General features: G+C 59.1%; 19 protein-coding genes and 9 pseudogenes. 13 read left to right on the top strand and 15 right to left on the bottom strand.

Annotated elements, in window-relative coordinates; genetic code table 11:
- Positions 1 to 5 precede the first annotated feature (5 nt).
- The 5 genes and pseudogenes from ACYQR9_RS15105 to ACYQR9_RS15085 all read right to left on the bottom strand — a co-directional run.
- Entirely contained in the window at positions 6 to 227 is a 222-nt protein-coding gene (locus ACYQR9_RS15105) for a transposase (protein ID WP_461227030.1), read from the bottom strand.
- Positions 152 to 583, bottom strand: a complete 432-nt coding sequence (locus ACYQR9_RS15100; protein WP_461227028.1) for a transposase — start codon at positions 581 to 583, stop codon at positions 152 to 154. The genes ACYQR9_RS15105 and ACYQR9_RS15100 overlap by 76 nt, the downstream gene beginning before the upstream one ends.
- Positions 584 to 749: 166 nt before the next feature.
- Positions 750 to 2,630 (bottom strand): hypothetical protein, encoded by a 1,881-nt coding sequence (locus ACYQR9_RS15095; protein ID WP_461227026.1) that lies wholly within the window; start codon positions 2,628 to 2,630, stop codon positions 750 to 752.
- Entirely contained in the window at positions 2,627 to 4,327 is a 1,701-nt protein-coding gene (locus ACYQR9_RS15090) for a VPA1262 family N-terminal domain-containing protein (RefSeq protein WP_461227024.1), read from the bottom strand. Before ACYQR9_RS15090 ends, ACYQR9_RS15095 begins: the two co-directional genes overlap by 4 nt.
- 253 nt (positions 4,328 to 4,580) lie before the next feature.
- Positions 4,581 to 5,335: pseudogene (locus ACYQR9_RS15085) on the bottom strand (IS630 family transposase); the annotation flags it as partial.
- A 256-nt stretch (positions 5,336 to 5,591) separates the two neighbouring features.
- Between ACYQR9_RS15085 and ACYQR9_RS15080 the strand changes: the two are divergent.
- The 4 genes and pseudogenes from ACYQR9_RS15080 to ACYQR9_RS15065 form a co-directional block, all read left to right on the top strand.
- Entirely contained in the window at positions 5,592 to 6,116 is a 525-nt protein-coding gene (locus ACYQR9_RS15080) for a DUF1353 domain-containing protein (RefSeq protein ID WP_461227022.1), read from the top strand.
- The gene (locus ACYQR9_RS15075) at positions 6,117 to 7,865 is read left to right on the top strand and encodes a caspase family protein (protein ID WP_461227021.1); all 1,749 of its coding nucleotides are present in this window, start codon (positions 6,117 to 6,119) and stop codon (positions 7,863 to 7,865) included.
- A gap of 87 nt (positions 7,866 to 7,952) precedes the next feature.
- Positions 7,953 to 8,543 (top strand): annotated as a pseudogene (locus ACYQR9_RS15070) (IS5 family transposase); the annotation flags it as partial.
- Positions 8,544 to 8,699, top strand: a pseudogene (locus ACYQR9_RS15065) (IS5/IS1182 family transposase); the annotation flags it as partial.
- Here ACYQR9_RS15065 and ACYQR9_RS15060 read toward each other — a convergent pair.
- From ACYQR9_RS15060 to ACYQR9_RS15045, 4 genes and pseudogenes are all read right to left on the bottom strand, one after another.
- A complete protein-coding gene (locus tag ACYQR9_RS15060) occupies positions 8,700 to 9,260 on the bottom strand; it encodes a hypothetical protein (RefSeq protein ID WP_461227019.1) in 561 nt (186 codons plus the stop codon).
- A pseudogene (locus tag ACYQR9_RS15055) lies at positions 9,253 to 9,870 on the bottom strand (IS1 family transposase); the annotation flags it as partial. The gene ACYQR9_RS15060 and the pseudogene ACYQR9_RS15055, both read right to left, overlap by 8 nt.
- Before the next feature lie 222 nt (positions 9,871 to 10,092).
- Positions 10,093 to 10,293, bottom strand: coding sequence for a hypothetical protein (locus ACYQR9_RS15050; RefSeq protein WP_461227017.1), 201 nt, complete (start codon positions 10,291 to 10,293; stop codon positions 10,093 to 10,095).
- 347 nt (positions 10,294 to 10,640) lie between these two features.
- Positions 10,641 to 11,720 carry a hypothetical protein gene (locus ACYQR9_RS15045; RefSeq protein ID WP_461227015.1) on the bottom strand — a complete coding sequence of 360 codons (1,080 nt, stop codon included), beginning with the start codon at positions 11,718 to 11,720 and terminating at the stop codon, positions 10,641 to 10,643.
- 598 nt (positions 11,721 to 12,318) lie between these two features.
- On the opposite strand from ACYQR9_RS15045, the pseudogene ACYQR9_RS15040 reads away from it, so the two are divergent.
- From ACYQR9_RS15040 to ACYQR9_RS15020, 5 genes and pseudogenes are all read left to right on the top strand, one after another.
- Positions 12,319 to 12,546: pseudogene (locus tag ACYQR9_RS15040) on the top strand (IS3 family transposase); the annotation flags it as partial.
- Positions 12,547 to 13,082: 536 nt separating this feature from the next.
- The gene (locus tag ACYQR9_RS15035; RefSeq protein ID WP_461227013.1) at positions 13,083 to 13,556 is read left to right on the top strand and encodes a DUF262 domain-containing protein; all 474 of its coding nucleotides are present in this window, start codon (positions 13,083 to 13,085) and stop codon (positions 13,554 to 13,556) included.
- Between the two features lie 16 nt (positions 13,557 to 13,572).
- A protein-coding gene (locus ACYQR9_RS15030) for an IS3 family transposase (RefSeq protein ID WP_461227011.1) occupies positions 13,573 to 14,924 on the top strand; the annotation gives its coding sequence in 2 pieces (ribosomal slippage) (positions 13,573 to 13,909 and positions 13,909 to 14,924; 1,353 coding nt in all).
- 328 nt (positions 14,925 to 15,252) lie between these two features.
- Positions 15,253 to 15,642 (top strand): annotated as a pseudogene (locus tag ACYQR9_RS15025) (transposase); the annotation flags it as partial.
- 108 nt (positions 15,643 to 15,750) lie between these two features.
- On the top strand, positions 15,751 to 16,827 hold the full coding sequence (locus ACYQR9_RS15020) for an MrcB family domain-containing protein (RefSeq protein ID WP_461229814.1): 1,077 nt from the start codon (positions 15,751 to 15,753) through the stop codon (positions 16,825 to 16,827).
- Positions 16,828 to 16,919: 92 nt separating this feature from the next.
- On the opposite strand, the pseudogene ACYQR9_RS15015 reads toward ACYQR9_RS15020, so the two are convergent.
- Positions 16,920 to 17,042: pseudogene (locus ACYQR9_RS15015) on the bottom strand (IS3 family transposase); the annotation flags it as partial.
- A gap of 401 nt (positions 17,043 to 17,443) precedes the next feature.
- On the opposite strand from ACYQR9_RS15015, the gene ACYQR9_RS15010 reads away from it, so the two are divergent.
- On the top strand, positions 17,444 to 17,764 hold the full coding sequence (locus tag ACYQR9_RS15010; RefSeq protein ID WP_461227009.1) for a hypothetical protein: 321 nt from the start codon (positions 17,444 to 17,446) through the stop codon (positions 17,762 to 17,764).
- A 4-nt stretch (positions 17,765 to 17,768) separates the two neighbouring features.
- Here ACYQR9_RS15010 and ACYQR9_RS15005 read toward each other — a convergent pair whose 3' ends face one another.
- Genes ACYQR9_RS15005 through ACYQR9_RS14995 form a run of 3 tightly spaced genes read right to left on the bottom strand, consistent with a single transcriptional unit; the run spans position 17,769 to position 21,161 of the window.
- Positions 17,769 to 19,694, bottom strand: a complete 1,926-nt coding sequence (locus ACYQR9_RS15005; protein WP_461227007.1) for a hypothetical protein — start codon at positions 19,692 to 19,694, stop codon at positions 17,769 to 17,771.
- 10 nt (positions 19,695 to 19,704) lie between these two features.
- Positions 19,705 to 20,466 (bottom strand): PP2C family serine/threonine-protein phosphatase, encoded by a 762-nt coding sequence (locus ACYQR9_RS15000; protein WP_461229813.1) that lies wholly within the window; start codon positions 20,464 to 20,466, stop codon positions 19,705 to 19,707.
- 29 nt (positions 20,467 to 20,495) lie between these two features.
- Positions 20,496 to 21,161: a vWA domain-containing protein gene (locus ACYQR9_RS14995; protein WP_461227005.1), complete on the bottom strand. Its 666-nt coding sequence runs from the start codon at positions 21,159 to 21,161 to the stop codon at positions 20,496 to 20,498.
- A gap of 351 nt (positions 21,162 to 21,512) precedes the next feature.
- Here ACYQR9_RS14995 and ACYQR9_RS14990 point away from each other — a divergent pair.
- From ACYQR9_RS14990 to ACYQR9_RS14980, 3 genes and pseudogenes are all read left to right on the top strand, one after another.
- Positions 21,513 to 22,282 (top strand): IS5 family transposase gene (locus ACYQR9_RS14990; protein WP_461227003.1). Its coding sequence is split into 2 segments (ribosomal slippage): positions 21,513 to 21,828 and positions 21,828 to 22,282, totalling 771 coding nucleotides; the frame shifts between segments, so codons are not numbered across the junction.
- A gap of 525 nt (positions 22,283 to 22,807) precedes the next feature.
- Positions 22,808 to 23,190 (top strand): annotated as a pseudogene (locus ACYQR9_RS14985) (integrase core domain-containing protein); the annotation flags it as partial.
- On the top strand, positions 23,088 to 23,324 hold the full coding sequence (locus ACYQR9_RS14980) for an integrase core domain-containing protein (RefSeq protein WP_461227001.1): 237 nt from the start codon (positions 23,088 to 23,090) through the stop codon (positions 23,322 to 23,324). The pseudogene ACYQR9_RS14985 and the gene ACYQR9_RS14980, both read left to right, overlap by 103 nt.
- A gap of 130 nt (positions 23,325 to 23,454) precedes the next feature.
- Here the strand turns inward: ACYQR9_RS14980 and ACYQR9_RS14975 are convergent, their stop codons facing one another.
- Together ACYQR9_RS14975 and ACYQR9_RS14970 are read right to left on the bottom strand one after the other, a co-directional pair.
- Positions 23,455 to 25,755 carry a beta strand repeat-containing protein gene (locus tag ACYQR9_RS14975; protein WP_461226999.1) on the bottom strand — a complete coding sequence of 767 codons (2,301 nt, stop codon included), beginning with the start codon at positions 25,753 to 25,755 and terminating at the stop codon, positions 23,455 to 23,457.
- Between the two features lie 229 nt (positions 25,756 to 25,984).
- A pseudogene (locus ACYQR9_RS14970) lies at positions 25,985 to 26,749 on the bottom strand (transposase); the annotation flags it as partial.

Raw genomic sequence — 26,749 nt, 5'->3', positions numbered from 1 at the left:
CGTCCTTAGGACATTTGGTCGGCGAGGGTGTAGCGCTCCTCGCCCCGGTCCCACCAGAAGTCGTGGTTGCCCGCGTCCAGCGCCGGCAGCGTGTCGCGATCCTGCACGTTGGCCGGCAGGACGGCCAGCGCCAGCACGTGCCCCTCGGCGTCTACCAGCGCGACGCGTTTGCGCCCGACCAGCTTCTTGGCTCCGTCGTAGCCACGCGGCCCCGCACCCCGATGCACTTGACGCTTTGTGTGCCGATGATCGCCAGCCTCGGATCGGGCCGACGTCCGCAGCGCCGCCGCTGGCGAGGGGCCAGAGCCCGCATCAGGCTCTCGAACAGTCCCTTCTCAATCCAGCGCCGGAACCAGCCGTAGACCGTGCGCCAGGGCGGAAAGCCCGCAGGCAGCGCCCGCCACCCTCCGCCCGTCCGCAGGTACCAGGCGATCCCCGCCAACACGTGGCGCGCCGCTGTCGCGTCCGGTCGGCCCGGCGGATCGGCTCGTTCCAGGAAACCGGCCACCTCGTCCAGGCCTGCCTGCAGCACCATGTCCTTCAGGCGCGCCTCATGGCGTGTCCGATGTCGGTCCGTCCACATCTGCTCTCCACTCCGCCCCGCCAGGCGGAATTTGTGTTTGCACAGGAAACAGATGGGGACGGCCGGCGGAGGACCTCAAACAGGCTCTGAGATTGCGGAGGCGATCGGAGAAGTGCCCCTGCGAGCTAGTGGTCGGGCTTCTCGCGGGAAGCGACGGTAAACCCGCCTAGAGGCGCAACATGAACCCCTCGAGGAGGTTCAAAGCAGGCGCGTCCTCCGTCTCCCGAACTTCGTCGATGACCGAGAGCGTCATCGCGCGCAACGTGGCTCGCCCGCCCGCGACCGCCCGGATCTCGGCCAGGGACACGCCATTGGCCTCGAGGGTGAGGAGCAGGCTCATGAACTCGCGGTCAGGCAGCGCGAACGGCTCGACGAGGCTGGGCAAGCTTCCCGCCGCCCCCGGTGCGGGACGCAAAGGAAAAGTGACGTTCCAAACCATCGCGAGGCGCCTGCGAGCCTTAGCCAGGATCGACGTCGCCGCTGGCCCGCTCGACGTGAGCGACGCCTCACGCGTCATCGCCTCCAAACGAGCCCAGAGCGCCTGCGCGACAGGCGAGCCTGGCGCCGTCGATTCCAGGGCGGCAATCCCCCAGCCGATGCATAGGATGTTGGCGTCCACGTCGTCCCCGCGTCGACCAGCAGTGTGGCGGGCGCGGTCGCGCAGGAGATAGGTCTTGTTCCATAGCTGGTCGAGCCATTCGACCGGATCGGGCAAGCGCGAGACGACCTCGCCGGTTACCGCGACGGTGAGCTCGGAACGGTGCGCCACGATGCGCTCGTTGCTGCCTGCCAAATCCTTCGTCGCGATGGTCAGGAGGAGATCGCCCATCGCCGCCGGTGCAGTGCATGCTTTCGCGGCGGCCAGGACGGCCAGGACGCGATCGCCTCTCCATGTCGCTTCCTTCGCTTCGATCCACCTCACAGGATCGGGCACGGCCGGGGTTGCGAGCGCGACCGCCATGAAAACCCGCTCAAGCGCGTCCGGAACGGCAGAGTCGGGAGGCACGCTCCACTCTCTGTTCGCATACTCCTTCCAGGCGAGTTCCTCGAGCCAGGCGTGGCCGAGCGCTGCGGCGTCTGGACGAGTCGCGATGGCCGCGCAGACGCGCGTGAGCGTCGCATCGAAGCCTTCAGCGCTGCCGTTGTTCTCGATCGAGCCAGCCAAGCGGATGAGCAGGCGCTCGGCCGCCAGGAGCAGATGAAAGACGACTTTGTTCTCACGACGCCAGACGAGGTCGTCCCCGAAAGGCGATGCGGCCTTGGCGATGAGGTGCGCCAAGCCGTCAAGGTCGCGCTCGGGACGGCAGCGCTCGACCACCACCGAAACCGGTTCGGGCGATGGGAAGCCCTCGATCACATCGAGCCAAAGAGTCGATTCTAGCCTCGAGAGCAGCTGGTACGCCACGCCGTGCCTCAGCATCATCTGTGGAACGCCCGGATAAGCGCACCAGACGTCCTGCAGCCGACCGCTGCGCCAGAAGGCCTCGACCATGGCGCAGGTGCTCGAGCCGCCGATCATGTAGACCGCGTTTCGAGGAGCCGACGTGAACTCGGCCACGCGGCGCCGGAGCAACGCCGCGAGTTCGGCCGGTGCGGACGGATTTCCCTGCGCGGCCTCCAACGCGGATCGCCTGAACGGCTGGTCCGCATCGTGGAGTAGCTCGGTCAACCGCGCTGCGAGGTCGAAGGAGGCATCGGTAGGCTCACTACCGACCAGCCGCCCGAGGGCTAGTCCGATCGTTCTCTCCACCATGAGCGGCTCGGGCGCCGTCACCGGCGAACTCTCGACGGCGAGGCTTTCGACGCGCCCGGCCCAATCGCCCAGACCCGACTGGCGAAGCCGGTCCGGCAGGGAGAAGGATCCCGGGTGGACTTGGGTAAGCACCGCCCGGTCGCGCAACCGGGACCCGCCGTCCCGCAGCGCCTTGAGCCAGGATATAACTTCATCGAGCAGTGTCGCGACGAGGGGCTCGTCCGCTAGCCCAGCGTCGGCCGCCGCCAACGCGGCGCGCCTGCGCGTTTCCCACCTGTCAGCATTGGGGCTCACGTGCCGCTCCTGTCGCGACCCAAGCGCCGCATCATCCGTGAAAACCAGAAGCGGAGGCCCTCCAGCAACGTCGACCGTCGCGAGGCTCCCGCGCCGGACGCCGATGCCGTGCTCTCCGCGACAGCCCGCTCGGCGAGCACCACCTTCCAGAAGGCGGCGAAGTCCTCCGCCCGATCGAGATCGTCCAGTATGGTCTGGCGAAGGGCGTCCGGGTATCGGACGAGGCCCATCATGCTCACCTCGCCTCGGCCGACCTGATTGAAAGAGTGGCCGCAATGCCAGACCTCATCGTCGATCACGAGGAAGCGGTCATGGTACTTGCGGCAGGCATCCCCCATGAGACGCAGATCGATAGGCGAGAAGACGCGACTCCCGTTATGACGTGCGATCTCCTCGAGTTCGCCCGCGAGAACATCCCCGGCAGGAGGCGAAGCCTCATCTGATGAGCGTTTCAGGTGGTCGCGGCCTAGCAGCACCCGAACGTCAATCTCGGGATAAACGGTGGCGAGCGCGAACTCCCGCAACGCGACATGGTCGAAGAAGGGATCGACAAGGATCATCTGGCGCTTCGCTGTCTCTATTCGCGCGCGGATGAACGCCGCGGCCGCGGCGCGGTCGTCATAGAACACGACCTCCTCATCGAGCCTGCCGTACCAGGGCGCATCTGGGCGCGCCTCGCCCGTGCGTCGCGTGCGACGTCTCCAGAGTTCCGCAAGCCGCTTGGCAGCCCTGGACGTCAGGTCGACGCCGACGCTGATCTCCTCGCGTCGGCGGACCTCCTTTGCGTAGGCGCTCGGTCGCCCTCCCCGCCGCGGCGATGGCACCTCGATGCCGACGCTCGCGCCGACAACATCCAGGTTGGCAATCGCGGTTCGGATTATGCGGCCCTCACCCATGACGCAGAGGAGGCCGCGAACCGGGCAGACAAGGTCGGCCGTGATCGAGTGCGACAATTCCGGAAGCGCGATCTCGCCGTTACCACATTGGTCGAGAGCGATGTCCCACGCCCCGCTGATCGCCCCAAAGCGGACCTCGCGAAGCCGGACCAAGAGGGACGCGCTCGACATGCCCTGACGGGGCGGGACGGAAATCGCGAACGCTTCGTCCCCGCTGGGGCTGGGGGGCGATCCGGCGATGTGAAAGGCTCGCGCGACCGGATTCGGGGCGAGCAGCGCGATCCCGCTGATCCAGTCGTCGTGGGCCAGCAAATCGAAGTGGACGCGCTCGGCGAGCCAGCGGCGCGCCTTCATCTGTCGCTCGGTCGGGTCGGACAGCGAGACGAGCTTCTGGACGGGGTTGCCCGGATCCCCGAGCGGCACCAAGCGGTGCATGCGTGGGTGGGCGTGCCACGTCGGAGCGAACGGGACGTGATGCGGGCAAACCAGGCGCCCCATCATGGGCTCCGCCCCCAGGGGCGGGGACGTCACGACGAACGTCGTCCCTGGGACGCGCAGGCGACCCTGAAGAGCCTCTTCATACCATGTGAGCGCGTCGCGCAACGAAAGCGGGGCCAAGCCGAAAATGAGGCGCGCATCCCCGAGATTGAGAGATTCTCCCATCGTCCCCGGCGGGACCGGAATTTCTCGGGGATATAGCTCGACGCAAGCGAATAGCAGGTGCGATGCGCCCTTCTCGGCAACCGTGACGAGGCGTACCGCGGCGCCCGCGTAATCCTGATCGAAACCTGCGGGCCACATCCCTGATTGTATCCTGGCTCAAGTCGAATGGAGAGCGCGTCAATGTCGGCCTCAGCGGCGGACGTACCGCGCTCCCGCGAGGGTTCGAACCACCCCTGATGTCGCCGCCCCGGCGTAGGCTCGGGAGGCCCGGTCATGTACCACGCATCCCGGTACCGTCGAAGGGTTCGATGTTCCGGCAGTCTATGCGCCGCTCGTCGGCGACCAGACGCTCGCTGACGCGGCGATCAACGTTACCTCAGCAACAACGTGTGACCTTGCCGGCCGGTACGGCAGCTGCGACGGCGTTGAGGAAGCGGATGAACTCGCAGTGGTGGTGACGCTGCATGCAGCGGCCCATCACCATGCCCTGGAGGATGTCGAGCGCGGCAAACAGCGTCGTGGTGCCGTGCCGGGTATAGTCGTGGGTCTGAGCGGCCGGATGCCCGGGGGCGGTCGGCAGTGTAGGACGCGTGCACTCCAGTGCCTATATCTGGCTTTTCGCATCTAGCGAGAGCAACACGGCATGGGCCGGCGGGTCCATGTAGAGGCCCACCAGGCCTACGACCTTCTCGGCAAAGGCAGGCTCGTTTGAGCGCTTGAAGGTGCGGATCCGGTACGGCTGAAGATGGTTGGCCTGTCAGATCCGTTGCACGGAGCGCAGCGCGATGCCGGTCGCTTCGGCCACGGCTCGCTCAGTCCAGTGGGTGACCTCGTCGGGCAGCTCGGAGCAGGTCAAAGCCAGCACCTGCGCGACCGTGCGCGAGGATATCGGCTTCCGGGCGGTCGGGTCTTGTCGTGTAGGAGAGCGTCGACGCCCTCCTCGCCGTAGCGCTACTACCAGCGCCAGTCCGCCGGTTGGCTCACGACGGCTTGCCGCGCGACCTCCTGCACCGTCAGGCGCTCGCCCGACAGAATCACGATCCGGGCGCGCAGGACATACTTGAGCGAATTGGCGCGGTCGTCCGCGATGGCAGTCAGCCGCGCTTCGGCGGCTCCATCAAGAAGCACCCAGACAGTCAGCGCCATTCACCCAGACTCGCACATCTCCGTCTACCCGTAAATCCGCCGTTCGCGTCAAAAAACTAGCGTCGCGCCCGGCTCGCTCGCGGTCGTCCCTCGTGAATGCAGCCTGACCTGGCTCTGCAAATTATCGCGCTTTACATTATCAATCCTTTAAAGCAACAATTCCGGGAATGTTCCCCCTAAGGTGCGCTCCCCCTCTGGAAATCTGTGATGTTTTGAGACAGAATTGCATGTTTCAATACAAGCAGCTTTATTCATTATGGCAATCATCATGAACGATAAGATAAATTTCCTCAAAATAGCTCTCGCTACAAAGGACATGGGAGAGCCAGCGCCACTAGTTCCTTTTTCGCAATGGGACTATTACTATATTGATCGACCATTGAAGTGGCAGTCTAATGCGAGTTCAGATTTAAAAATTGAGATACCAAAAGGTTTTGTCACAGATTTGGCAAGTATACCTCAGGTATTTTGGTCAATTTTACCAAAAACATCAAGCTATACATATCCCGCGATATTCCATGACTATCTATATTGGTTTCAACCAGCGGAATATGACCGCAATCGTGCCGATAGCGTATTCAGTGAAATAATGTTAGAAGTTGGTGTGAATAAAATCACGAGGAAGGCTATTTATGAATCAGTTCGGCTGCTGGGCGGCAAGTCCTGGGACGCTAATAAGGTTGCGCGGGAGAATGGCGAAAGCCGAGTGCTGAAAAGGTTTCCGACAAAAGCAACAATTAGCTGGCAAGATTGGAAATTAGAGCCGGATGTATTCCTCTGATTGGCAGCTTTTACTGGTGGTCATATGATTATCTACAAACGCTATGCGCTTATATTGGGTAATGCTGAGTACTCAGGTCGGATGAAATTAGAAAGCCCGGCTCATGACGCCAAGCACGTCGGAGGCATTTTAAAATCATTGAACTTTGATTGTACAGAGAAATATAATCTCACGTCTCGGCAAATTAAAGATGAATTTAATGAATTTGTGCTAAAGCTTAGTGAGAATGCAGCCGAAGTTGCTTTGATTTACTATTCAGGCCACGGCCTTTCTAACCAAGATAAAAACTACATCCTTCCAATAGATTTTGACACAGGAGAAATTCCTGTAATTGATAAAATTATCGAGATCAAACCTGAAATAGACCGCATATCGAACTATAGTACTGTTAGATTAGTATTCTTGGATGCTTGCCGGAATAATCCAAATGCACCCAAACCCGTAAAAACTAAGGGTCTTGATGACGTAGTCGCTTTGAAGGCAATATTTTCGGGAAACCAAGAAATTCGAGTTTCCGGTCTTAGTGAGATGAAAGCGGATCGAAATACTTTCATTGCATTTGCTGCCGCGCCTGGTGGTTATGCGTATGACGGCAGCATAAAATTCGACCATTCTAGCAAAGTTACCTTAAGCCCTTTCACGGCTGCATTGGCTCGACACTTTGAGTCAGTAGATTTACCTTTATCAAACCTAATGAGTAGAGTGCGGAAGGAAGTATATGAAATTACAGGCAGGATGCAGATTACTTGGGACCAATCTTCGCTCGACGACCCATTTTATTTCAGCCCCGGTTCTACAATATTGTATATTGGAAATATTATGGCTCTAGTCGGGTTGTTTATTTCTTTTATTCAATACTCATTGGTGATTAGTTCTGGAAGCGCGACGGGTACACAAACCATCATTGCTTCGCTTTTACCACTACTCTCTCTTGCAATTCTTCTTTATGGCATGCAAAGTGTATACTCACGGATCAGGGGCAATCAATACGAGCGCGACTTTAAAAAAACTACAGTAAAAGACCACCTTAGATTAAGTTTAGAGAAAGGTGTCATTGGGGGATACCTCGGAGCATTGCTGGGATCCATCTGGATTGCAGTTCCATACTACTATAGCTGGGTAAAAGCTGCAAAAAAAGATTCCGACCTTGATGCCCCAGGTAGTCTTGGCGGTGTAATGACTGAAGTTTCAATTGCGACGGCACTTGTTGCATGTTTACTTGGTGCTCTTTGCTTCTTCGCAACGCGGATCACTATCGATCGCCGCCAGCTAGGTTTGCTGCAGAGTAGAACTCCGCGTCGCACAGTAGTCAGTTCTGCCATGGGTGGGATAGTATCAGGAATTATCGCTGCGCCAATGTTGATGTGGTATTTTGGTAGAATGGCAAGACCAGAGGTTACGCCTGAATATCTTTTGCCAGGAGCAGTTCTTGGATCATCTATCCTCATATTCGCAATTGTAAACTTCGACTATGAACGATTGAATAAAGATAGGATTTATCATAGTATGATTGCTGCTCTAATTTCGTTATTATATGGTATTATTATAACATTAGCAATGTTTGTTCCATTATATGTTTTTGGTATAGTTCAATTTGTAATCAAAGCCTTAAGGGAGGATTTTGATAACTTTGCGGTTATGACCGCGGGAAGCATCGCGTATGGGATACCTGTCGGATGCATTCTTGGAATTGTAATTGGCTACGCAATCGTTCTTACTGAAAAACGCTCAGCCAAACCTGTGATCTGATAATAAGTTATAATTAGTAAAGCACGATTTGACGACCTTAGAGCCTATCTCGCTAGGCATTGTGATGGGCCGTCCTATCTTGATGGGATGAGCGAACCTCGCAAGCGCCGCACGAGCAAGCCGTCGGTTCTGGACGATGGTTATCGTCTGCCCGACGATCTGTGGTCGCGGATGGAGCCCCTGCTGCCGCCGCGTCCGCCCCATTCCCTGCGTTGCCACAATCCGCGGACACCCGATCGCAAGGCGATGGACGCAATCCTGTTCGTCCTGCGCACCGGGTGCCAGTGGAACGCCCTGACCGCCACCGGCATCTGCACCTCGTCCTCGGCCCATCGCCGGCTCCAGGACTGGACGCGGGCCGGGGTGTTCGAGGCGTTCTGGCGGGAGGGCCTGCTGGCCTACGACGCTCTGGTCGGGATCGGCTGGACGTGGCTATCCCTGGGCGGCGCCATGGGCAAAGCGCCGCTCGGTTGGGGATAAAACCGGCCCCAACCCACCGACCGCGGCAAACGCGGGGGTAAGCGTTCGTTGCTCACTGACGGGCGCGGCGTGCCGTTCGGCGTCGTCATCACGGGCGTCAACATCAACGACCATCTCCTGATGGCCGAGACCCTGGAAGCCGTGCCCATCGCCCGACCCAAACCGACCCGGCGAACACCCCAGCACCTCTGCTTCGACAACCTGCCGCCACGTTCGACCCTATTCACCTACTTAAGAGGCTGGCGCGACGAGCGGTTGTTTACTCGCATCAACCACGACCTCGTCATGGCGGACCGCGGGCGTGTCGGACAGGAAGCCTCGCCATCGGCTGCGGTGCTCGATAGCGGTAGTGTCTCACTTTGAATTTTCTGGCCGCTTCTTCGTCCGAGGCCTTGAGACAGGATTCACCCCTCTAAGAAATTCGTCAAATGAAACGAGGGCCGCATCCAAGGCGACCTGATGCAGCACCCACCATTGTTGCGGGGTCATTCCCTTAGTTTCGCCTGGCATATTAAAACTAAAGCCGAATGCGCCGTATATTGTTTTCAGGGCTTTAAGTCTTTCTCTGGCGTTCTTCATGTAGTATCTATAAGACCAATCCCTATTATTCCTATCTTGTGCGTAGCCTATTGCGTTGTTTTGAATAAGCTCAATAAGAAACTTCTCAACATCATCCATAAGCGTTCCTTTTTCTTGCTTGAGATCCGCAAGAAACACAGAACGCCAAAGTGAAAATGCTATGCCAAGGAGAGATTGCGAAACAGCCCTATATTTTTTATTTTTATCGATCTTGGATTTATGTTTAGCTATCAACTTATATATATCTAACGTAGATTTTTGATTTCGAGATCTATTTTCGACAAGCCATTCAAAGCTTGCAATTTTATCGCCGGCCGTATCATTTTTACTAAACATTATCTCGCTTCCTGTAGGGGCCACGCTTCCCTGGCGCAGCCGTAGCAGCCTCTACTAGCGCCGCCACGTCCTCCATGCTCCAAAGCCGATCCGACACGCCCGCGGCCATAGCCGGGCTCATCCGGTGCTTCTTGTGCATCTTCACGAAGTTGTACCAGACCGTGTAGAGCGCGACCATGTGAGCGTGGTTCTCGAACTTCTTCGAGAACGCGTTTGAGAGGCGTGTGAACCGCTTCATCTGCATGCGCATCGTGAGGTTCTGACGCTCGACGTAAGACGTGGAGACGTGCGCCTCGTCGGGCGAGCCGGTCACGGTGGTCTTCTTGATCCCCGTGCATTCGGCGGGGCTGTAGCGTCCCGTGATGCCGCCGGGAGCCGGGCCGTAGAGCTTCACCAGCATGGCGTAGTCCACGTCTGCACCGAACGCGCCCTCAACGGCTTCGAGGTACGCCTTGTGCCCGTCCGTAGTGAGCTGGACGCGCTTCGTCAGGCGGCCCGCCAGATCACCCATGAAGGCGTCGGCGTACTCGGCATCGCGCCCGCCGACGAGGTAGGACACGATGAGCTTGGAATCGGCGTCGAGGGCCGTCCACGTCCACATCGACGACGCCAGCGACTAGTCGCTGCGGCCCGTGCAATCTCAGCGCGCCTCTCAGGCGTCATGTTCGCCGCCCGCGCCGCCGCACCCTTCCGCCCCATCTCGGCGGCGGCTTCGTTCTTCTCAGGGACGGGCCTTAATCCTCCGGCTTCTCCTCGGTGGCGATGCGCATCACTTTAACGGCATTACCGATAGCGTCGGCGGGGCGATTCTGGCCCTTAGGTCCGGCGGGCATCAAACACGCCAGAAAGTGTATGGAGAGACACTGGTATCCTGTCGCATGACAGGAGGCTTTTCAGTAGTCATATGCTTCAGCAAGCTACGAGTATGGGGCTGGCTGTACCCCCAGCGCTCGACGGCTTCCTCGACTGTAAAGGGAGGGTCGCCGGGTTGCGTCTCATCTAAAATTTTTTGCCATAACGGATCATCGCTCATCAACGGCACTCCTGCTTGACGCCAAGCATACGCCAGTCGGAAGGCTCGCGCGAGGGACCGGAACAGGAACGCGAGACTCAACCGTTCAGGATCAAATTTCAAGCTGAGACACTACCTCGATAGCCGTATTGTCAAGACCCCGCGGGGAGGCTCAAACCCTACGACGCAGGCTGCAATCATGGTCCGTCGTGCTCAGTCGCTTCAGGTCAAACTCACTATACCAAATGCCGGAACCATGCATTTGAGCCGCTGCCGTCATGATCCTCGTCCGGAAGTTTGGCCTTGCCGCTAGAATTAACAGGTGAATGCTAAGTAGCAGTTCGTCCCATTTGGAATTTTATATTCTGTCAGCGCAGAGCCTGAGAGAGCGTGTTGCCGATCTGAATAATTGCATCTTCCGTGTTTTTCAGTCTTTGATCCCTTATCGTATCTCGCGCAAAATCAGCGCGAGAATTTGTTAGATCGCCATTTATAGACGGGTTGAGCAGCTTGCCACGATTTACCGTTCGCTGAGAATCAAAGTCGTAGAGCGATCCCCCAGCCTGCCCCATAACTTTCTTTGCATCAGGAGAAGTAGATGCAACTATGATGACTTGATGCTTATCCTTGCGATAATCTTCTGTTCCGAATGCTGCGGATGAAAGCAATAGGCCCATACCTGTAGGGTTAAGTGCAAAGCTCGGTGCAATAGAGCCTGTAAATGTCGTTGTAAATACTATCGTGTCGCCCATCTGTGATATTGCGGGACTTGTTTTTGTCCCGGATATGGATTGAACGTTGTTATCCTTTTTAATACTTCCAAGTCTATCAAATTGATTTATTCTGATGTAAGACTGGAGAAGATCACCTACAGGAAGCTGACCCACTATAGGATAGACAATGTTAACATCGGGGGTGTGGATGCAGTCACTTTCTTTGATTTTCGAGAGGAGTCCGCCAAACGTATCAACAACAGTGAATGCCCTTTGGACATTTCTGAGACGCTCCGACGAGGCGCCAATACCAAGTGTATCCTTCCGTGTCGAAAAACTTCGATTGAAACCTAAAGTGGCGCTGTCTTTATTTGACTCGGTAAGATCCAGGGTGAATTCATATGCAATTTGAGAATTCTCATAAAAACTGAAATACCTCTTTGCATCACCCTGGAGATCTCCCGCTGATATTGCCGCAAAGAACTTCGGGTCTGTCTCCAGATTAGCGGCCAGATCCGCACCCGTCCTACCTTTGTAAACAGGCGTATTTACGTAGTACTTGCTTGTAAGCCACTCAATGACAGTTTGCTTAAGTCCTTCGCGTGCCTCGCAACGAATATGACGTACGATCGCCGCCGTTGTTTTTCCTGTTGTATCTTGTACCAGTGGGTAAGTTGAGCAGCCCGTGGCAAAAATCGAGAAGAATGAACTCACAATCAGATTGCGCGCGTTCATAGCTGCCTGCCTATATTTCGTATCACTACAAAAACTTTACCCATTTGATAGAATCATTTTCATCAGGTTTGTATGCATCAAAATTACAACAGTGCATTTAAATTGCAATGTTTCCAGCGCCGAGGTCAACACAAAACGTGAGATACCGATCTCTTTGGCTCAAACGGTGGATGAAGGGAGCTCTAGAATGCTGACTTGGACCCCGTCCGACAACGCGTGATATGGGTTGAGTAGCTCGGATGGCGGTGATTTCAGAAGGGTGCTGAAGCCAGATCTGGACGTGCCATTTGAGCCCCGACCACCTCCTCGCAGTTTAGTCGTGCGAGCCTGCGCTACGAACCGACCTAATGAATGCAAAATAGGCGGTGGTGGCGCCGCTGGTGCCGGAGCCCGTCCCTTGCGGTCGTCCGCTCGTCTCAACGATGCGCGAGATTTGGACCGCGACCTTCGACATGCTGTGGGGCGGCATCACCTGGCGTGTGATCCCCAAAGACCTATGACGTCCCCCTGACCCTGACCCAGCAAAGTGGCTCTTCGCCAAGTTCTGGTGGATTAGGCTGTGAGGAGGAACCGTCGTCGTAGGAGGTCGAGATTGGCGCGGCACGCGACGGTCAAGCGCTACCACTATGGCAGCCGCGAGCAGCTCCGTGCCCATCTGGCCGACTTCGTCAGCGCCTACAACTTTGGCCGGCGCCTGAAGACCCTGCGGGGTCTCACGCCCTACGAGGCCATCTGCAAAGCATGGTCCGTTGAGCCCAGTCGCTTCAGGGCAATCCCGCTCCACCAAATGCCGGGACCAAACACCCGCATCTGTCCCGGACTCTGATGGTACTGTCATATCCGTCCGCAGGCACCTCTGCCATACGACATTGAGTTTGTGTCGCGACATAAGAATGTTGTGACCGCCGGAGTCTTCTCATCTCTGGCCTGATCTTCTCCGATAAGGAGACCTTCGGGAGATCGAACGTGAAAGTTCGTTGAAGGCGAAAGGCGACCGAGCATCGCTCGCGGAGCCAACGTTCTCTATTCCGACATTTAAATCCCAAATCAGACTGGCAGAAACTGTTTCCTGACACATAGACAGCCCTTCCGGCGAAATCAGGTCGATGTAAAATACAATATAAAAAAAGTATTTAGCGATCTAACTCAACATGTTCCGGCGTTAAGGTTCTCGCAACCGACACGACAACCCTTCGCATTTTCGATTGAGACGAACCTACAGGCTCACGAAGCGCGCCGCTGCATTCAACTTCGTCGGGCGGAAGTCCTGACCGATTATCATGACCTTTGGTTGACGCCTCTACCCGGCAACGGCATTGCTTGTCGATCAGCCACTTCGGCTGATTCGCCGGGAGCGTCCGCATGGCCAATGGGGCAGAAGTCCTCGCTGATCTCTTCCATCGTAGCCGATTTCAGGTGCCGCAGTTCCAGCGGGCATACGCCTGGGAAGGGTTGAACCTTGCGGACTTCCTAGCTGACCTGCAGAACCACCCTGGGGACGCGGGCCGACGCTATTTCTTCGGCACGATCCTGTTGACCAGACGGGCCGAGAATGATGGCTCTTCCGAGTATGACATCGTAGATGGGCAGCAGAGGCTGACGACGGCCGTCATCTTCGCGACCGTCTGCATTCAAAAGCTGAACAGTATCGGGCACGTGCGAGCGGCTCATTTCGAGACGATGTTCCGTAAGACGTCGGAGGGGCGTGACCGCTTCAGGACTATCCACGAGGACCAGGAGTTCTTCGCTCGATTTATAGTCGGCGACTGTCCGACGTCAGCACCTGTGGGACAGAATGAGGGTCTTCCCGAACGGAGGATGGCTGGTTCATCGTAGCCCCTGAGGAGCGAAGATGAAGCAGACATCCGGACCGGCCAAGAAGCCGGCAGAAGCGGTGATCAAGGACATCCGCCGGGCCACACGTCGGCAGTTCTCGTCCGAGGAGAAGATCCGCGTGGTGCTGGAAGGCTTGCGCGGCGAGGACAGCATCGCCGAGCTGTGCCGGCGCGAGGGGATCGCCGCCTCGATGTACTACGGCTGGTCGAAGGAATTCCTGGAGGCTGGCAAGAAGCGCCTGTCCGGCGACACGGCGCGTGCGGCAACGACGGACGAGGTGCGGGATCTGCGCCGCGAGACGGGGGCGCTCAAAGAGGTCGTGGCTGATCTCGTGCTGGAGAATCGCCTGCTCAAAAAAAGTATGAGCGGGGCTGGGGGCGACGAGGCATGAGGTACCCGGCCCCCGAGAAGCTGGAGATCATCCGGCTGGTCGAGCAATCCCACCTGCCGGTGCGTGCCACCCTGGACAAGCTCGGCATCACGCGCTCGACGTTTTACCGCTGGTACGACGCCTACCAGCGCGGCGGCCCAGAGGCATTGAAGGACCATCCTTCGCAGCCGAGCCGGGTCTGGAACCGTCTACCTGCGGAGATCCGCGAGCAGATCGTTGCCCTGGCCTTGGAGCAGCCTGAACTCAGTCCGCGTGAGTTGGCGGTGCGCTTCACCGACGAACGGCGCTACTTCGTCTCGGAAGCGACCGTCTACCGGTTGCTCAAATCTTCGGACCTGATCACAAGCCCGGCCTATATCGTCATCAAGGCCGCCGACGAGTTCCGCGATAAGACCACCGCGCCCAACCAGCTTTGGCAGAGGGACTTCACCTACCTGAAGGTCGTTGGCTGGGGCTGGTACTACCTGTCGACGGTCCTGGACGACTTCTCACGCTACATCGTCGCCTGGAAGCTGTGCACGACGATGCAGGCCAGCGACGTCACCGCCACGCTCGACCTGGCGCTGGGTGCGGCTGGACTCGATCAGGCGCGGGTGATGCCGCGGCCCCGCCTGCTCTCCGACAACGGACCGAGCTACGTCGCCAGCGACCTGGCTGACTGGCTCGGCATTCGGGGCATGACCCACATCCGCGGTGCGCCATGCCATCCTCAAACGCAGGGCAAGATCGAGCGTTGGCATCAGACGCTCAAGAACCGCATCCTGCTCGAACACGCCTACTTGCCCGGCGAGTTGGAGACGCAGGTTGCCGACTTCGTCGAACACTACAACCATGCCCGAGCCCATGAGAGCCTGAGCAACCTCACGCCCGCTGACGTCTACTTCGGACGCGGCGAAGGGATCCTGGCCGAGCGGGAACGCATCAAGCGCCAGACCATCATGGAACGACGCTTGCGCCACCACGCGCAGGCCGCCTAACCTCTCACCCCAGATGGACCAGAGCCTCCGCTCCTGAACACCGCTGAATGTCCCAAATCATCTGACGACGGACACGTTTCACGAACGAACAGATCGCCTTCGCCCGCGGCTGACGGAGAACGGCGCGACGGTGGACTGTGAAAAAGCATCCACCGATGACCCCTCTATCATCTCGCGCTAAGTCTTTGCTTCCATAGCGCAATCTTCGCCGAAGGTGGGATCACGATCGGCGCCGATCGTGATCCCACCTTCGATAAAAATTCCCTATCTTTCATAAGGGATTACGTCCTGTTTTGCCCAGGGTCATCGTTCGACGCCGATCCACACCTTCCGCCGGGGACAGCGCTACGGGGCGCTGGTTTGCGACCTGGAACGGCGACGTGTCATAGCCCTGCTCCCAGATCGGGAGAGCGGCACAGTCGAGGCGTGGCTCGCGGCCCATCCCGAAATCACCGTCGTCGCCCGTGACCGCGGTGGTTGCTACGGCGAGGCGACGACGCGGGCGCTGCCCCATGCCGTTCAGGGCGCTGACCGATGGCACTTGATGGAGAACGTCAGCGCCGCCTTCCTCGATGCCGTGCGCAAGTCGATGGCGGCTATCCGCATCGCGGTGGGAGCCGCGACGGTCGATCTTGAACGACTGACCTGCGCCGAGCGCCTACAGTACGGCGGCTATCTCTGGAGGGAGGCGACCGGCGCAGCGATCCTGGCCCTGTCTCTGTAAAGGCTGTATGAAGCCATTGCCGCTCAACTTCAAATCTGCCAATCCTACAACTGGCAATGGCATCAAGACGCCTTTCAGTCAGGGAGCCGCAAGTTGCGTGATGTGATCGAAGAGGTGATCGCGTTGCAGCGCGTCTACTCGGACCAAAACACTAAGGAGATGGAGCGGCGCGGTCAGCTTGTTCGGGACGTTCTACCCACGGAGTTGCGGCGCGTCGCTGCCACCTTAAGGCCAGCTCTCGGTCCTTTTGGTGAGGATGCGACCGCTGAGGGGCGAGATGGAACTGGACGCAAGACACACATCCCATGGGTCAGGTGGTACTCCCCGTCTCGTTCGCCATCAGCGCAGAGCGGATGGTACGTCGTCTACCTCTTCCACCCAGAAGGAGCGGGTGTGAGCCTATGTCTCAGCCATGGTTCTACCAGTCTTCAGAACGGCAGCTACGTCAGCCGAAGCGACGAGGAAGCTGCTGAACTCATGACTTGGGCCGCGTCAGTGGTTGGAGCGGAGTTCAGAGACGACAAGAAAATTCGACGTGGAATCGAGCTCGGAAGCCGTGAGCTTGCGCGAGCCTACGAAAGGACGACAGTGTTCTCGAAGCTGTATCCAGCCGGGAGCATTCCGCCTGATAGGGATTTGTTGCAAGACATCATTCGGTTTTGTGAGCCGCTGAGGAAACTATACCGGGCTCAAGAACTCGGGCTTGTGCCTGGAGAGACCCATGTGGACGTGGCCGCACTCAATCAGGAAATCGACAAGTTTACAGCTCCACTGCGCTCTCGCACTGGCGGGCAGGGCCGCGGACTACCCGCACCACTGCGGAAGCTGGTTGAGATGCACGCGATGGGACGAGCCAAGGAGTGGTTGAAGGCACAAGGGTTCACCTACAAGGACGTCTCTGCGAGCGACAGCTGCGATTTTCGCGCTCTCAGAAGCGGTGACGAGTGGGTTGTAGAAGTGAAAGGGACGACGGGCGGCCCGAGCAGCATCCTCATAACTCGGAACGAGGTGGCGCTTCATCGTCAGGCTTATCCAAAGAACGTGCTGCTTGTTGTCCATGGCATCGAGTTGGATGCGACGACACCAAAGGTGTCTGGCGGTGATCTGCTGGCGATGGTGCCATGGCGGGTAGATGAAGAACGTCTGAACCCGATCTGCTTCGAGTACCGGCTGGGGTAAGGGCCACCGGCTGGCGAACACCTAAACGCGCGTTTGGCGAGCCAAGATATAGGCTCTCTTCATTGATCAAGGCGATATGGCCTGCGGCCGGTTTAGTGGCCACCATTCCAAGCTAATTGAGCTCGGTTTTCGAACTCGACCGGGCTGACGTAGCCCAAGATCGAATGCCGCCGTGCCGTGTTGTAGAAGCGCTCGATGTAAACGAATACGTCTGCCAGGGTGAGAATGCATCCACCGATGACCCCTCTAGCATCTCGCGCTAAGCATTTGATTTCATAGAGCAATCTCCGCCAAAGGTGGGGTCACGATCGGCGCCGATCGCGACCCCACCATCGATAAACGTTTCCTATTTTTCATAAGTGATTACGTCCTGTCTTGCCCAGGGTCATCGTTCGACGCCGATCCACACTTAGCGTCGTCAGCAGATCCCCATGAACCATCCGAGTGCGTCGATGCGCTAATTTTCCTGGTCTAAAAGGTATCAGCGAATAGATCCGGGTAGCAAACGCCACCCGACATCGTCTAGAATTTCGTCATACTGGCATGACGCCAGCGAAGATAACACGCTGCCGTCGCGAGAAAGAATCGGCGGTTCTAGCCAACGTTGGAGGAAAGCTTGGAACTGATATCAGTCGTGGTCCTGATTGTGATCGGGGCTGCCGCAATCGCTGTTATTGCGAACAAGGCCCGCCGCAAGCGTTTGATAGAAAAATACGGTGATGCCCAGGTCGTCGACAGGATTATGGGGAAGATAATCTGGCAGGGAATGTCAGCGGAGCAACTTATCGACTCCTTGGGTCGGCCAGTTGCTACCGATCGGAAGGTCTTCAAAAATAAAACGAGCGAGACCTATAAGTACGATCAAGCTGGCAGAAACCGATATCGACGTCGCGTGACGATAGAGAACGGCATCGTCGTTGGCTGGGATATCAAGTAAGCTTCTATCGATCGATGGCTTGCTTGTCGGCAGTGGCTTGCAGGAACTCCCGACGAACAGCCTCCACCTGCGGTGCCATGTGCTGCCGGGTCGATAGGATCTGCGCATGGGCCTGACGTAGCTCGGCCAAGCCTACGTTGATGCGATCCTCGATCTGCGTTTTCTTGACGAGGATCTCCCGCTCGACCTTCGCGATATCACGTTGGTCCACATCACGGGCTGGATCGAAGACGAAGCGCTGCTCCATCGACGCTCGCCAGGCGAGCATGCGAGCCTGTGTCTTCGGGCCAAAACCAGGTACCTGGGCCAAGGCGCCTTGGGTCACGTCGGCGGCGGTCTCGATGCCATAAGAAGCTAGGGTTAGCTTCCGACCTTTTCCGATACCCTCGATCTTCGCCTTCTCAATCTCGAATTGATCGATGAACCTCAAGCGTTGCGACCTCTCGCGGTCGCGCTCCAATTGGGCCAGCATCCGAAGCCTTAGGCTTGGAACTTGATCCCACTCGCTGCGCAGCCCGACCAATACGGCTCTCCGCTGTTCAAAGAGCCCGGGACCAGCCTTGAGCGTCCATTCCTTCTCGGCTTTTTCCCATCGGGCCGTCGCGGCTATATAAGCATTCTTGATTGGGCTCGTCCGTTCAGATCCGTCCGTAGCTGCGAGCACGACAAAGTACACGACGCCGGCAGCTAACAGCATAACGGGCCCGACGGCGACACCGAACGCCGCAGTGATGATCGCTATGATGGCGGCCGTGGCATGGCGTTTCATCGTTCGGGAACCAAGGCTCACAGCCTCAGCGGACGGCTCCGGCATCGGTACAACGACGTCGGGCGCCCTTCCCGGATGCGTAATGGCCTCAACCTCCCGCCATAGCCGAGCCATATCGAAGATCGTCCCAGCCGCGTTTTGGATCACGGCTGGGAAGAGGGCGATACCGGTGGATCCCTCCATTGGACACCACGGACACGAGGATGTCCGATGGTGCCAATGCGCTGGGTTCGACGCGCACTGCTTGAGATCTTTCTCCAGCCCATCCAAGGCCGCCATCCAATCACGGGCGGCGGGCCGCCCAACCCTTGGCGCATCGGCAGCGAATGCCAATTCGAAGAGTTGCTCGATAGTAGGTCCGACGATGGATAAAGGCGGAGTGCCGGGGGGTTGGGTCATCTGTAGCGCCGACCGCTGATGGCCGTAGGCGAAGCGGAATTCCTCGATGGCGCGCGATATCGGCATGTCGCCGGGGCCGGAGAAGCGGCCAGCAAACGGATGCCGCCCCATGAGAAGGAGTAGGAACACCATCACGGCCAAACCGAAGTCGTCGTGCGACGCGCTGCGCACCACTCCCTCGAAAGACTTCCCTTGCAGTTCGGGCGGCGTGAACGTCTCGACCCCGACCTCGCAGAGGAAGCGCCGACCGCCATGCATGACTTGGAAGCTGTCGCAATCGATCAATGTGACGGTAGCGTCCTGCCCGACGAGGACTCCACCGTGGTTTACGTCGCCAATGACGCAACCAGCCGCATGGACGGCTGCGAAAGCTCGGGCAGTATTGGCTGCAGCCCTAACGAGAAAGCGCCAATCTGCCCGCAGGAACTCGGATCGACGGCTCTTCGGACTATATAGGTGATGAATATCCTTTTGATTGACCACTCGCCGGGTAACGAGGCCCACGGGTGTGCCTGCCACGCCGTCCAGCAAGAGCCCCCTGGGCCATGCCGTAAGCCGACCCAAGGCATCGTTGCCGATCAGGCCCATGGCCCTGATCTTGTCCGCTCTCTCTCTGGATAACGGCTTGTGATAGACTTTGGCGACCACATCGGGCTGGGCGACCACTTCGTATACGGCGCCCTCGCCGCCCTGCCCGACGATGCCTCCAAGCCTTACCACGCGGCCGGCATCGTCGACGACTTTCGGCAGCCCTTTGGCCATCTGGGATCCGTTAGGCGGACAGCAGACGCGAAGCTAGGACCAACGACTTGTCGTCATCGGTCCGCTCGCAGACGCGGGGAGAAGACAGATATGCTGTCAGGTCCGAAGAAAGCCGTACGTCGAGCCCAGACTCGGCCGCCCTCCGGACGGGGGCGATCATCTGTCTGAAAAAAGGTTCGAACACCGTCTTGGTGGCGTGATGCAGGACAAGATTTTCCAAGCCGTCAGAAAAGAGGGCCAACTCTTGAAGAGGCTCGGGCACATAAGCAAATTCGAGCAGGTCTGCCGCGTCCCGAGAGACGACGAAGTTCGTTGTGTTGGCGAACTCGCCGTGCTGTGGCCAGAACACGTATGACCAATCCTCGTCCTCGCCGCGGGATATAACGATCGCACCGTCGCCGATCTGCAGAAAGGCTGCGCTCCCCTTTGCAACAACGGCCACCAGCAAAGTGCAGGCATAGTCTCGGACCGACCGCCCCTGGGCGGCGGCATCATGTGTCAGCGCATCCGCGACCCGGACGAGCCAAGCCCTGCCGCACGCCAAGTCAACGTCCGCCATGCGGCCGCCCTCCTCGAAATGCAGCTCGACCAGTTCCATCATCGTCTCCGCCGCGAGCCAGGCGCCGATTTCTGCATGGGCGGCACTGCCAGCGCCGTCGCAGACGATGGCGACCAGCACAGGCCCTTCGGACGTCTCAATCACCCGACAAGACGCTTGGTCCTGGCAAGGCGTGTTCGAAGCTTCGTGGGAAGTTCCCTTGGCGACGGCCACGGCCAGTCGCCAAGGACGACGGGCGTCGGTCAAACCTCGGCCCACCCCGTCGGCGCGGCCAGGGGCACGGACTGCCCGACCTGCGAGCGCGAGACACCGCTCAGCGACGACGACAGCCACGCAAAGAGCTCACGGAACCGGAGCCCTCCCAATTTGAGGGGCTGACGGCTTGAGATGCTCGCTAGGATGTCCATGTTCGCGCCTTCGACGCCCACCGCAAAGAACGAGAACGCCTTCGTCTCCTCTCCTTCCCGGACCAATTGCGCCGCACGGGAGTAATTATCGGTCGGAGCACCATCGGTGAGTAGGAATACCCAAGGACGGTAGTAGGAGATGCCGTTGGCCCGGTAGGCATCTTTCCTCTGGCGGATGAGGTCGACGCCGCGTTCGATGGCAGCGCCCATCGGCGTGTCACCGGTCGTTTCGAGGGTGCGCGGAACGAACAGGTCGGGCGTCTGGAAGTCGCTGACAACGGAAACCGGACCGAACGTCACCATCGCGATCTCGACCCGCTTCATTGCCAGGGTATCAGCCGCAAGCTCGTCCTTGAACGCGACTAATCCTCTGTTTAACTCGGCAATGGGTCGACCCTGCATGGAATGGGAGGTGTCGAGTAATAGCAGGCAAGGGCACCGGGGCTCCGGGTTATCGGCAAACTCGGCAGCACCGAACGGAACCTGATCGAACTCGGACATACACACTCCCCGCCGCTACCCTGCAGCATAACGCAAAGTGGTACGCGATCCTCCCAGTCATGCAAGTGCTACGCTAATGAACTCTCGGCACTTCGTGCCGACGAAGATGCACCCGAGCCAGCGACGTAAGACCTCGCAATAGTGCGGTCCCCATGAACCTACCGTGCTAGGATCCCGTGGCTGCGTGTTTCCAGCGAGGAATCCGGCGGGTCGGCGCTTGGCTCAGATCAAGCCAAACACGTGCGCGGAAGCCGCTGCGATTCAACGACCCAGCGCCCCAAGGTTAGGGCCTGTCGTCGCCTGAACAGATTGGCTTGGCTTGCGTTTTCGTCTCTCTGATGGAGGGGGACGATGCTGAGCGACGCGCAATGGGCTGATCTAGAGCCTCTGGTTGAAGCCTGCCGGCCCAAGGCCAAAACGCCTCCGCAGGATCTGCAGCGCACGCTCTCGGGCATCCTTTGGCGGCATCAGAACGGGGCCAAGTGGCGGGCCATTCCCGAGGAATTGGGACCTTGGTGGCGGGCCGCCCAGATATTCATCCGCTGGTCGCGTGCCGGCGTCTGGGAGCGGCTTCTTCACCTCGTGCAGGAACGCGGCGTCCAACTCGGCATGGTGTTCCTCGACGGAACGAACGTGCGGGCGCACCAAAAGGCGGCGGGAGCCGCCAAAAAGGGGGATCTACGGCCGAGCGAGACGCTCGTGAAGCTCTTGGCCGCTCGCGTGGCGGCTATGGCACCAAGGCTTGCGTGATCGCCGACGGGCGGGGCCGCGCCATCGCCTTCCGGCTGGCGCCCGGTCAGGCCCATGAACTACCTCACGCTGTTCCCCTGCTCGACCAACTGCCGGGGGTGCCCAAATGGGTCGTGGGGGACCGCGGCTACACCAGCCACGTCTTTCGCGAACACATCTGGGGTATGGGCGCTCGGCCTGCGATCCCGCCTCAGCGCCACGAAGCGCCCGTGGCCTGCCCGGATTGGATCTACAACAACCGCAATCAGGTCGAGCGCCTCTGGGCCAGGCTCAAAGAGTGGCGCGCCATCGCCACCCGCTACGAGAAGACCGCCGTCAGCTTCATAGGCGTCCTCTTCCTCGCAGCCGCCCTCGATTGGCTCAAGCGATGACACGCCTTAGTAGGCCGGCCTCCACAAGGGCCGCCCCTAGCATGAGGAGGGTAATCGACACCACGATTGCGGCGGTCCGCACTAAGTTTCTCTTATCGGCGTTTGCTGTTGATAGTGAGAAGCTTCAGAAACCGTCTTGACACCCGACGGGTAAATTGCGCATTTTTATTAGGTCTTGAGTTTTGTGTCCGCAGCGGACCAGCTTGGACCCACCTGCAATCGTGATCCTTTCCGAACGGCGCGCCTGACCGGCCCGCCGCGCGATCGCATATCTCCTCGCCCCGTGGCTCCCGCTCCGGGGCGTTTCTGTCTCCGGGCCTGAGCGGCCCCTTCTCTCACAGCACTGCGCCGACTTTGACCCTGCAGCCGTCCGGCACGCGGGCTCGTCGTCGTGCGCGCTTTTCCAGGGATATCCCCATCATGACGACGAACGCACTGGCCTTTCCCACGGCCGGGTTGACCATCCTTGACCAAGCTCCGATCTCCCTCAGAGCCAACCCGCGCAACGCTCGTACCCATTCGAACGAGCAGGTCGTGGCTGTCGTCGGACGCTTGGCACTGCTGCGCGGAGCACCGAGCGCGACTCAGGTCGATAACGGGCCTGAACCGAAGGACCGCGTAGCGAGTTCGTCTTGAAAGCACTCGACTGCTGGGCCTACGACAACGGTGTCACGTTGGACTTCTCGCGCCCTGGCAAGCCGACCGACAACGCCTACATCGAGTCGTTCAATGGTCGCCTACGGGCGGAATGCCTGAACGCCTCGTGGTTCCTGTCGCTAGCGGATGCACGTGAGCGCATCGAAGAATGGAGGTGCTACTACAACGACGATCGACCCCACACGGCCCTGGGCGGCTTGACGCCCCGAGCCTTCGCCAATCAAGTTGTCATTGCCCGAGAACTTGCATAGGTCGTGGACCACAAACGGGGTCAACTCCAGACTGGAGGTGCCACTACAACGACGATCGACCTCACACGGCCCTGGGCGGCTTGACGCCCCGAGCCTTCGCCAATCAAGTTGTCACTGCCCGAGAACTTGCATAGGTCGTGGACCACAAACGGGGTCAACTCCAAACCGACGGTGCACTAACTTCGATCCTGGGCCACCGAATGGGGGCAGGCCACAGCCAACCCTGAACCCGAGAGGTCCCCGATGACCGTCGCCTATCCAGTCTTACACGACTATGAAGTCGAGGTGGGTCAGGGCTGCCTTGGTATCTATAATGGCAAACTGAAGGGCTGTTTTCGCCGTCCCGCTACCGTCAGCGTCGTATGACAGGGCACCGGTGGTATGGTTGTAGAGGATGCGATCGTTAGCATCGAGCTCCGCGCCGACACTGCCCAGATCTTTGAACGCGGTTTCCGTGAGCTGCCCCATGGACAAGGTGCTGAATACACTCCTCGCTAGTTGGACCGTATCATCCGTCACCGCAAAGTCGGTAATGCGGTCAATGTTGCCAGCACTCACGGCCGTCGAGAACACGAAGGTATCGTTGCCACCTCGACCGTAGAGCAGGTCAGCACCGGCACCACCGTTGAGGGTGTTGGCACCAGCGTTACCCAACAGGGCGTTAGTGATCTCATTACCGGTGAGGTTAATAGCGGCAGTGCCTGTCGCGCTCGCGATGTCGAGCCGCTCGATCTCTTGGCCGGCTGCGAGCTTATAGCTCACGCTCGTCAGCACCCGATCGGCGCCGTTGCCCGCCGTCTCGAACACGCGGTCGCCTGCGTTGTCGACGTAGTACAGGTCGTTGCCACCTCGACCGTAGAGCAGGTCAGCACCGGCACCACCGTTGAGGGTGTTGGCACCAGCGTTACCCAACAGGGCGTTAGTGATCTCATTACCTGTGAGGTTAATAGCGGCAGTGCCTGTCGCGCTCGCGATGTCGAGCCGCTCGATCTCTTGGCCGGCTGCGAGCTTATAGCTCACGCTCGTCAGCACCCGATCGGCGCCGTTGCCCGCCGTCTCGAACACGCGGTCGCCTGCGTTGTCTACGTAGTACAAGTCGTTGCCACCTCGACCGTAGAGCAGGTCGGCACCGGCACCACCGTTGAGGGTGTTGGCACCAGCGTTACCCAACAGGGCGTTAGTGATCTCATTACCTGTGAGGTTAATAGCGGCAGTGCCTGTCGCGCTCGCGATGTCGAGCCGCTCGATCTCTTGGCCGGCTGCGAGCTTATAGCTCACGCTCGTCAGCACCCGATCGGCGCCGTTGCCCGCCGTCTCGAACACGCGGTCGCCTGCGTTGTCTACGTAGTACAAGTCGTTGCCACCTCGACCGTAGAGCAGGTCGGCACCGGCACCACCGTTGAGGGTGTCGTTGCCCGCTTCACCGTAGAGAATGTCGTTACCGGTGCCTCCATTGAAGGTGCCGTTCGTAATATCGTTGTCGTGGATTGAGGCATCTGCAATGCTCTGCAGCGGCGTCCGCTGATAGCCGCTGCCTTCGAAAACGTAGGCACTCAGTCCCTCGGTGGCCTCGGCGACGGTGTCGTCGATGATCGTGACTTTGAGCACAGCCGTGGCCGAGCCGGGCTTAAACGTCACTGTGATTGGCGCGGCGACGAAGTCCTGACCCATCGTGGCGGCGTTTGATGTCCAACCATTGACGTATGTGTTGACTGTCAGCGCCTGCGAAAGGTTGCCGGTACGGGTCAGCGTGAACGAAAGCCCGTCGCCGGCTACGCCCTCCTTGGCCGTTCCGTCTGTAGTAGCAATCGTGACCGTGGGAAGCGGAGTCGAGCCACTGTCGTTGTCGAGGATTGAGGCATCTGCAATGCTCTGCAGCGGCGTCCGCTGATAGCCGTTGCCTTCAAAAACGTAGGCGCTCAGTCCCTCGGTGGCCTCGGCGACGGTGTCGTCGATGATCGTGACTTTGAGCACAGCCGTGGCCGAGCCGGGCTTAAACGTCACGGTGCTTGGCGCGGCGACGAAGTCCTGACCCATCGTGGCGGCGTTTGATGTCCAACCATTGACGTATGTGTTGACTGTCAGCGCCTGCGAAAGGTTGCCGGTACGGGTCAGCGTGAACGAAAGCCCGTCGCCGGCTACGCCCTCCTTGGCCGTTCCGTCTGTAGTAGCAATCGTGACCGTGGGAAGCGGAGTCGAGCCACTGTCGTTGTCGAGGATTGAGGCATCTGCAATGCTCTGCAGCGGCGTCCGCTGATAGCCGTTGCCTTCGAAAACGTAGGCGCTCAGTCCCTCGGTGGCCTCGGCGACGGTGTCGTCGATGATCGTGACTTTGAGCACAGCCGTGGCCGAGCCGGGCTTAAACGTCACGGTGCTTGGCGCGGCGACGAAGTCCTGACCCATCGTGGCGGCGTTTGATGTCCAACCATTGACGTATGTGTTGACTGTCAGCGCCTGCGAAAGGTCGCCGGTACGGGTCAGCGTGAACGAAAGCCCGTCGCCGGCTACGCCCTCTTTGGCCGTCCCGTCTGTCGTGGCAATTGTGACAGTCGGAAGCGAACCCATAACGGTTTCCTTGTAAAAGAATTGGAAGCGGCAGGCTCCCTATTACTGAACACAGCGGTAGATAACAGATCATGGGCTTAAGGTGTGTTGCTAATGCGTCACACTGGGTTTCCTATAAGGACCTTGCACGAGCGAAGACCCGATGCCTAAAAAAACGAGGGTTTGCCCGACATATGCAGGCGGCCACGTCCGACACTGCCTGTGTCAAAACTGTGCGTCGGCTTTGGGCTCAGTGTCTGGCTTTCGCCAGCTTGAAGAGGTTGTGGGCGGTGCAAATCATCGCCCATTCGCCCTGGACCTGATCGAGGCCCCGGAGCAAGAAATGCCGGAAGCCTCTGGCCTGCTTGATCTGCCTAAACACCGGCTCGACGACCTGCTTCCTCAGGCGGTAGCGGCTCCGGCGGCCAGCTCGCTTCGGCCGCGCGGCCATCGCACGCATCAGGGGCGTCTTCGTCAGCTTGCGGCGCCCCGTTGCATTCGCCTCGCCATGGCGGGCTCGGCCCGGAGCCAGATAGGCCGTGATCCTGCGGTGCTTCAAAGCGGAAAGGTTCGCCTCGTTGGCAAAACTGGCATCGCCCGAGACCTCACGCGGCTTGCGGCCGAGATGGATGCGGACGTCGTCGATCAGCGGTACGAGGGCGCGGGAGTCCGCGGAGTTTGTCACAATACGGTGCGCCACGATGACCTGATGAGCCACGTCGACAGCGATCTGGCCGTTGTAGCCTTGCACAAACCCGTCACGGGTCGGCAGGATGTTGTTGTCCGGATCGGTGAAGTTGCGCTGTGCCCGATCGGGTGGACCGCCATCCTCCCCGCGCAAGGGTCGACCTTGCAAGCGCATGCCGGACAATGCGCCCGGCCCGCTCTGGTCGTCGGGATCGGGCGGATCGGTTGCTTCAGCCTCCAGGGCGGCTTTCGCGGCGCGAATCGTCTCCAGCCGCCGCTGCTTGTCGGCCATTCAGTCCGGCGTCTCGTCGCCGCGCCGATCCGTGCC

The organism is Methylobacterium sp. CM6241 (assembly GCF_054817845.1).
Note: the sequence above shows the minus strand (reverse complement) of the source record. Positions and strands in the feature narration are given on the sequence as shown.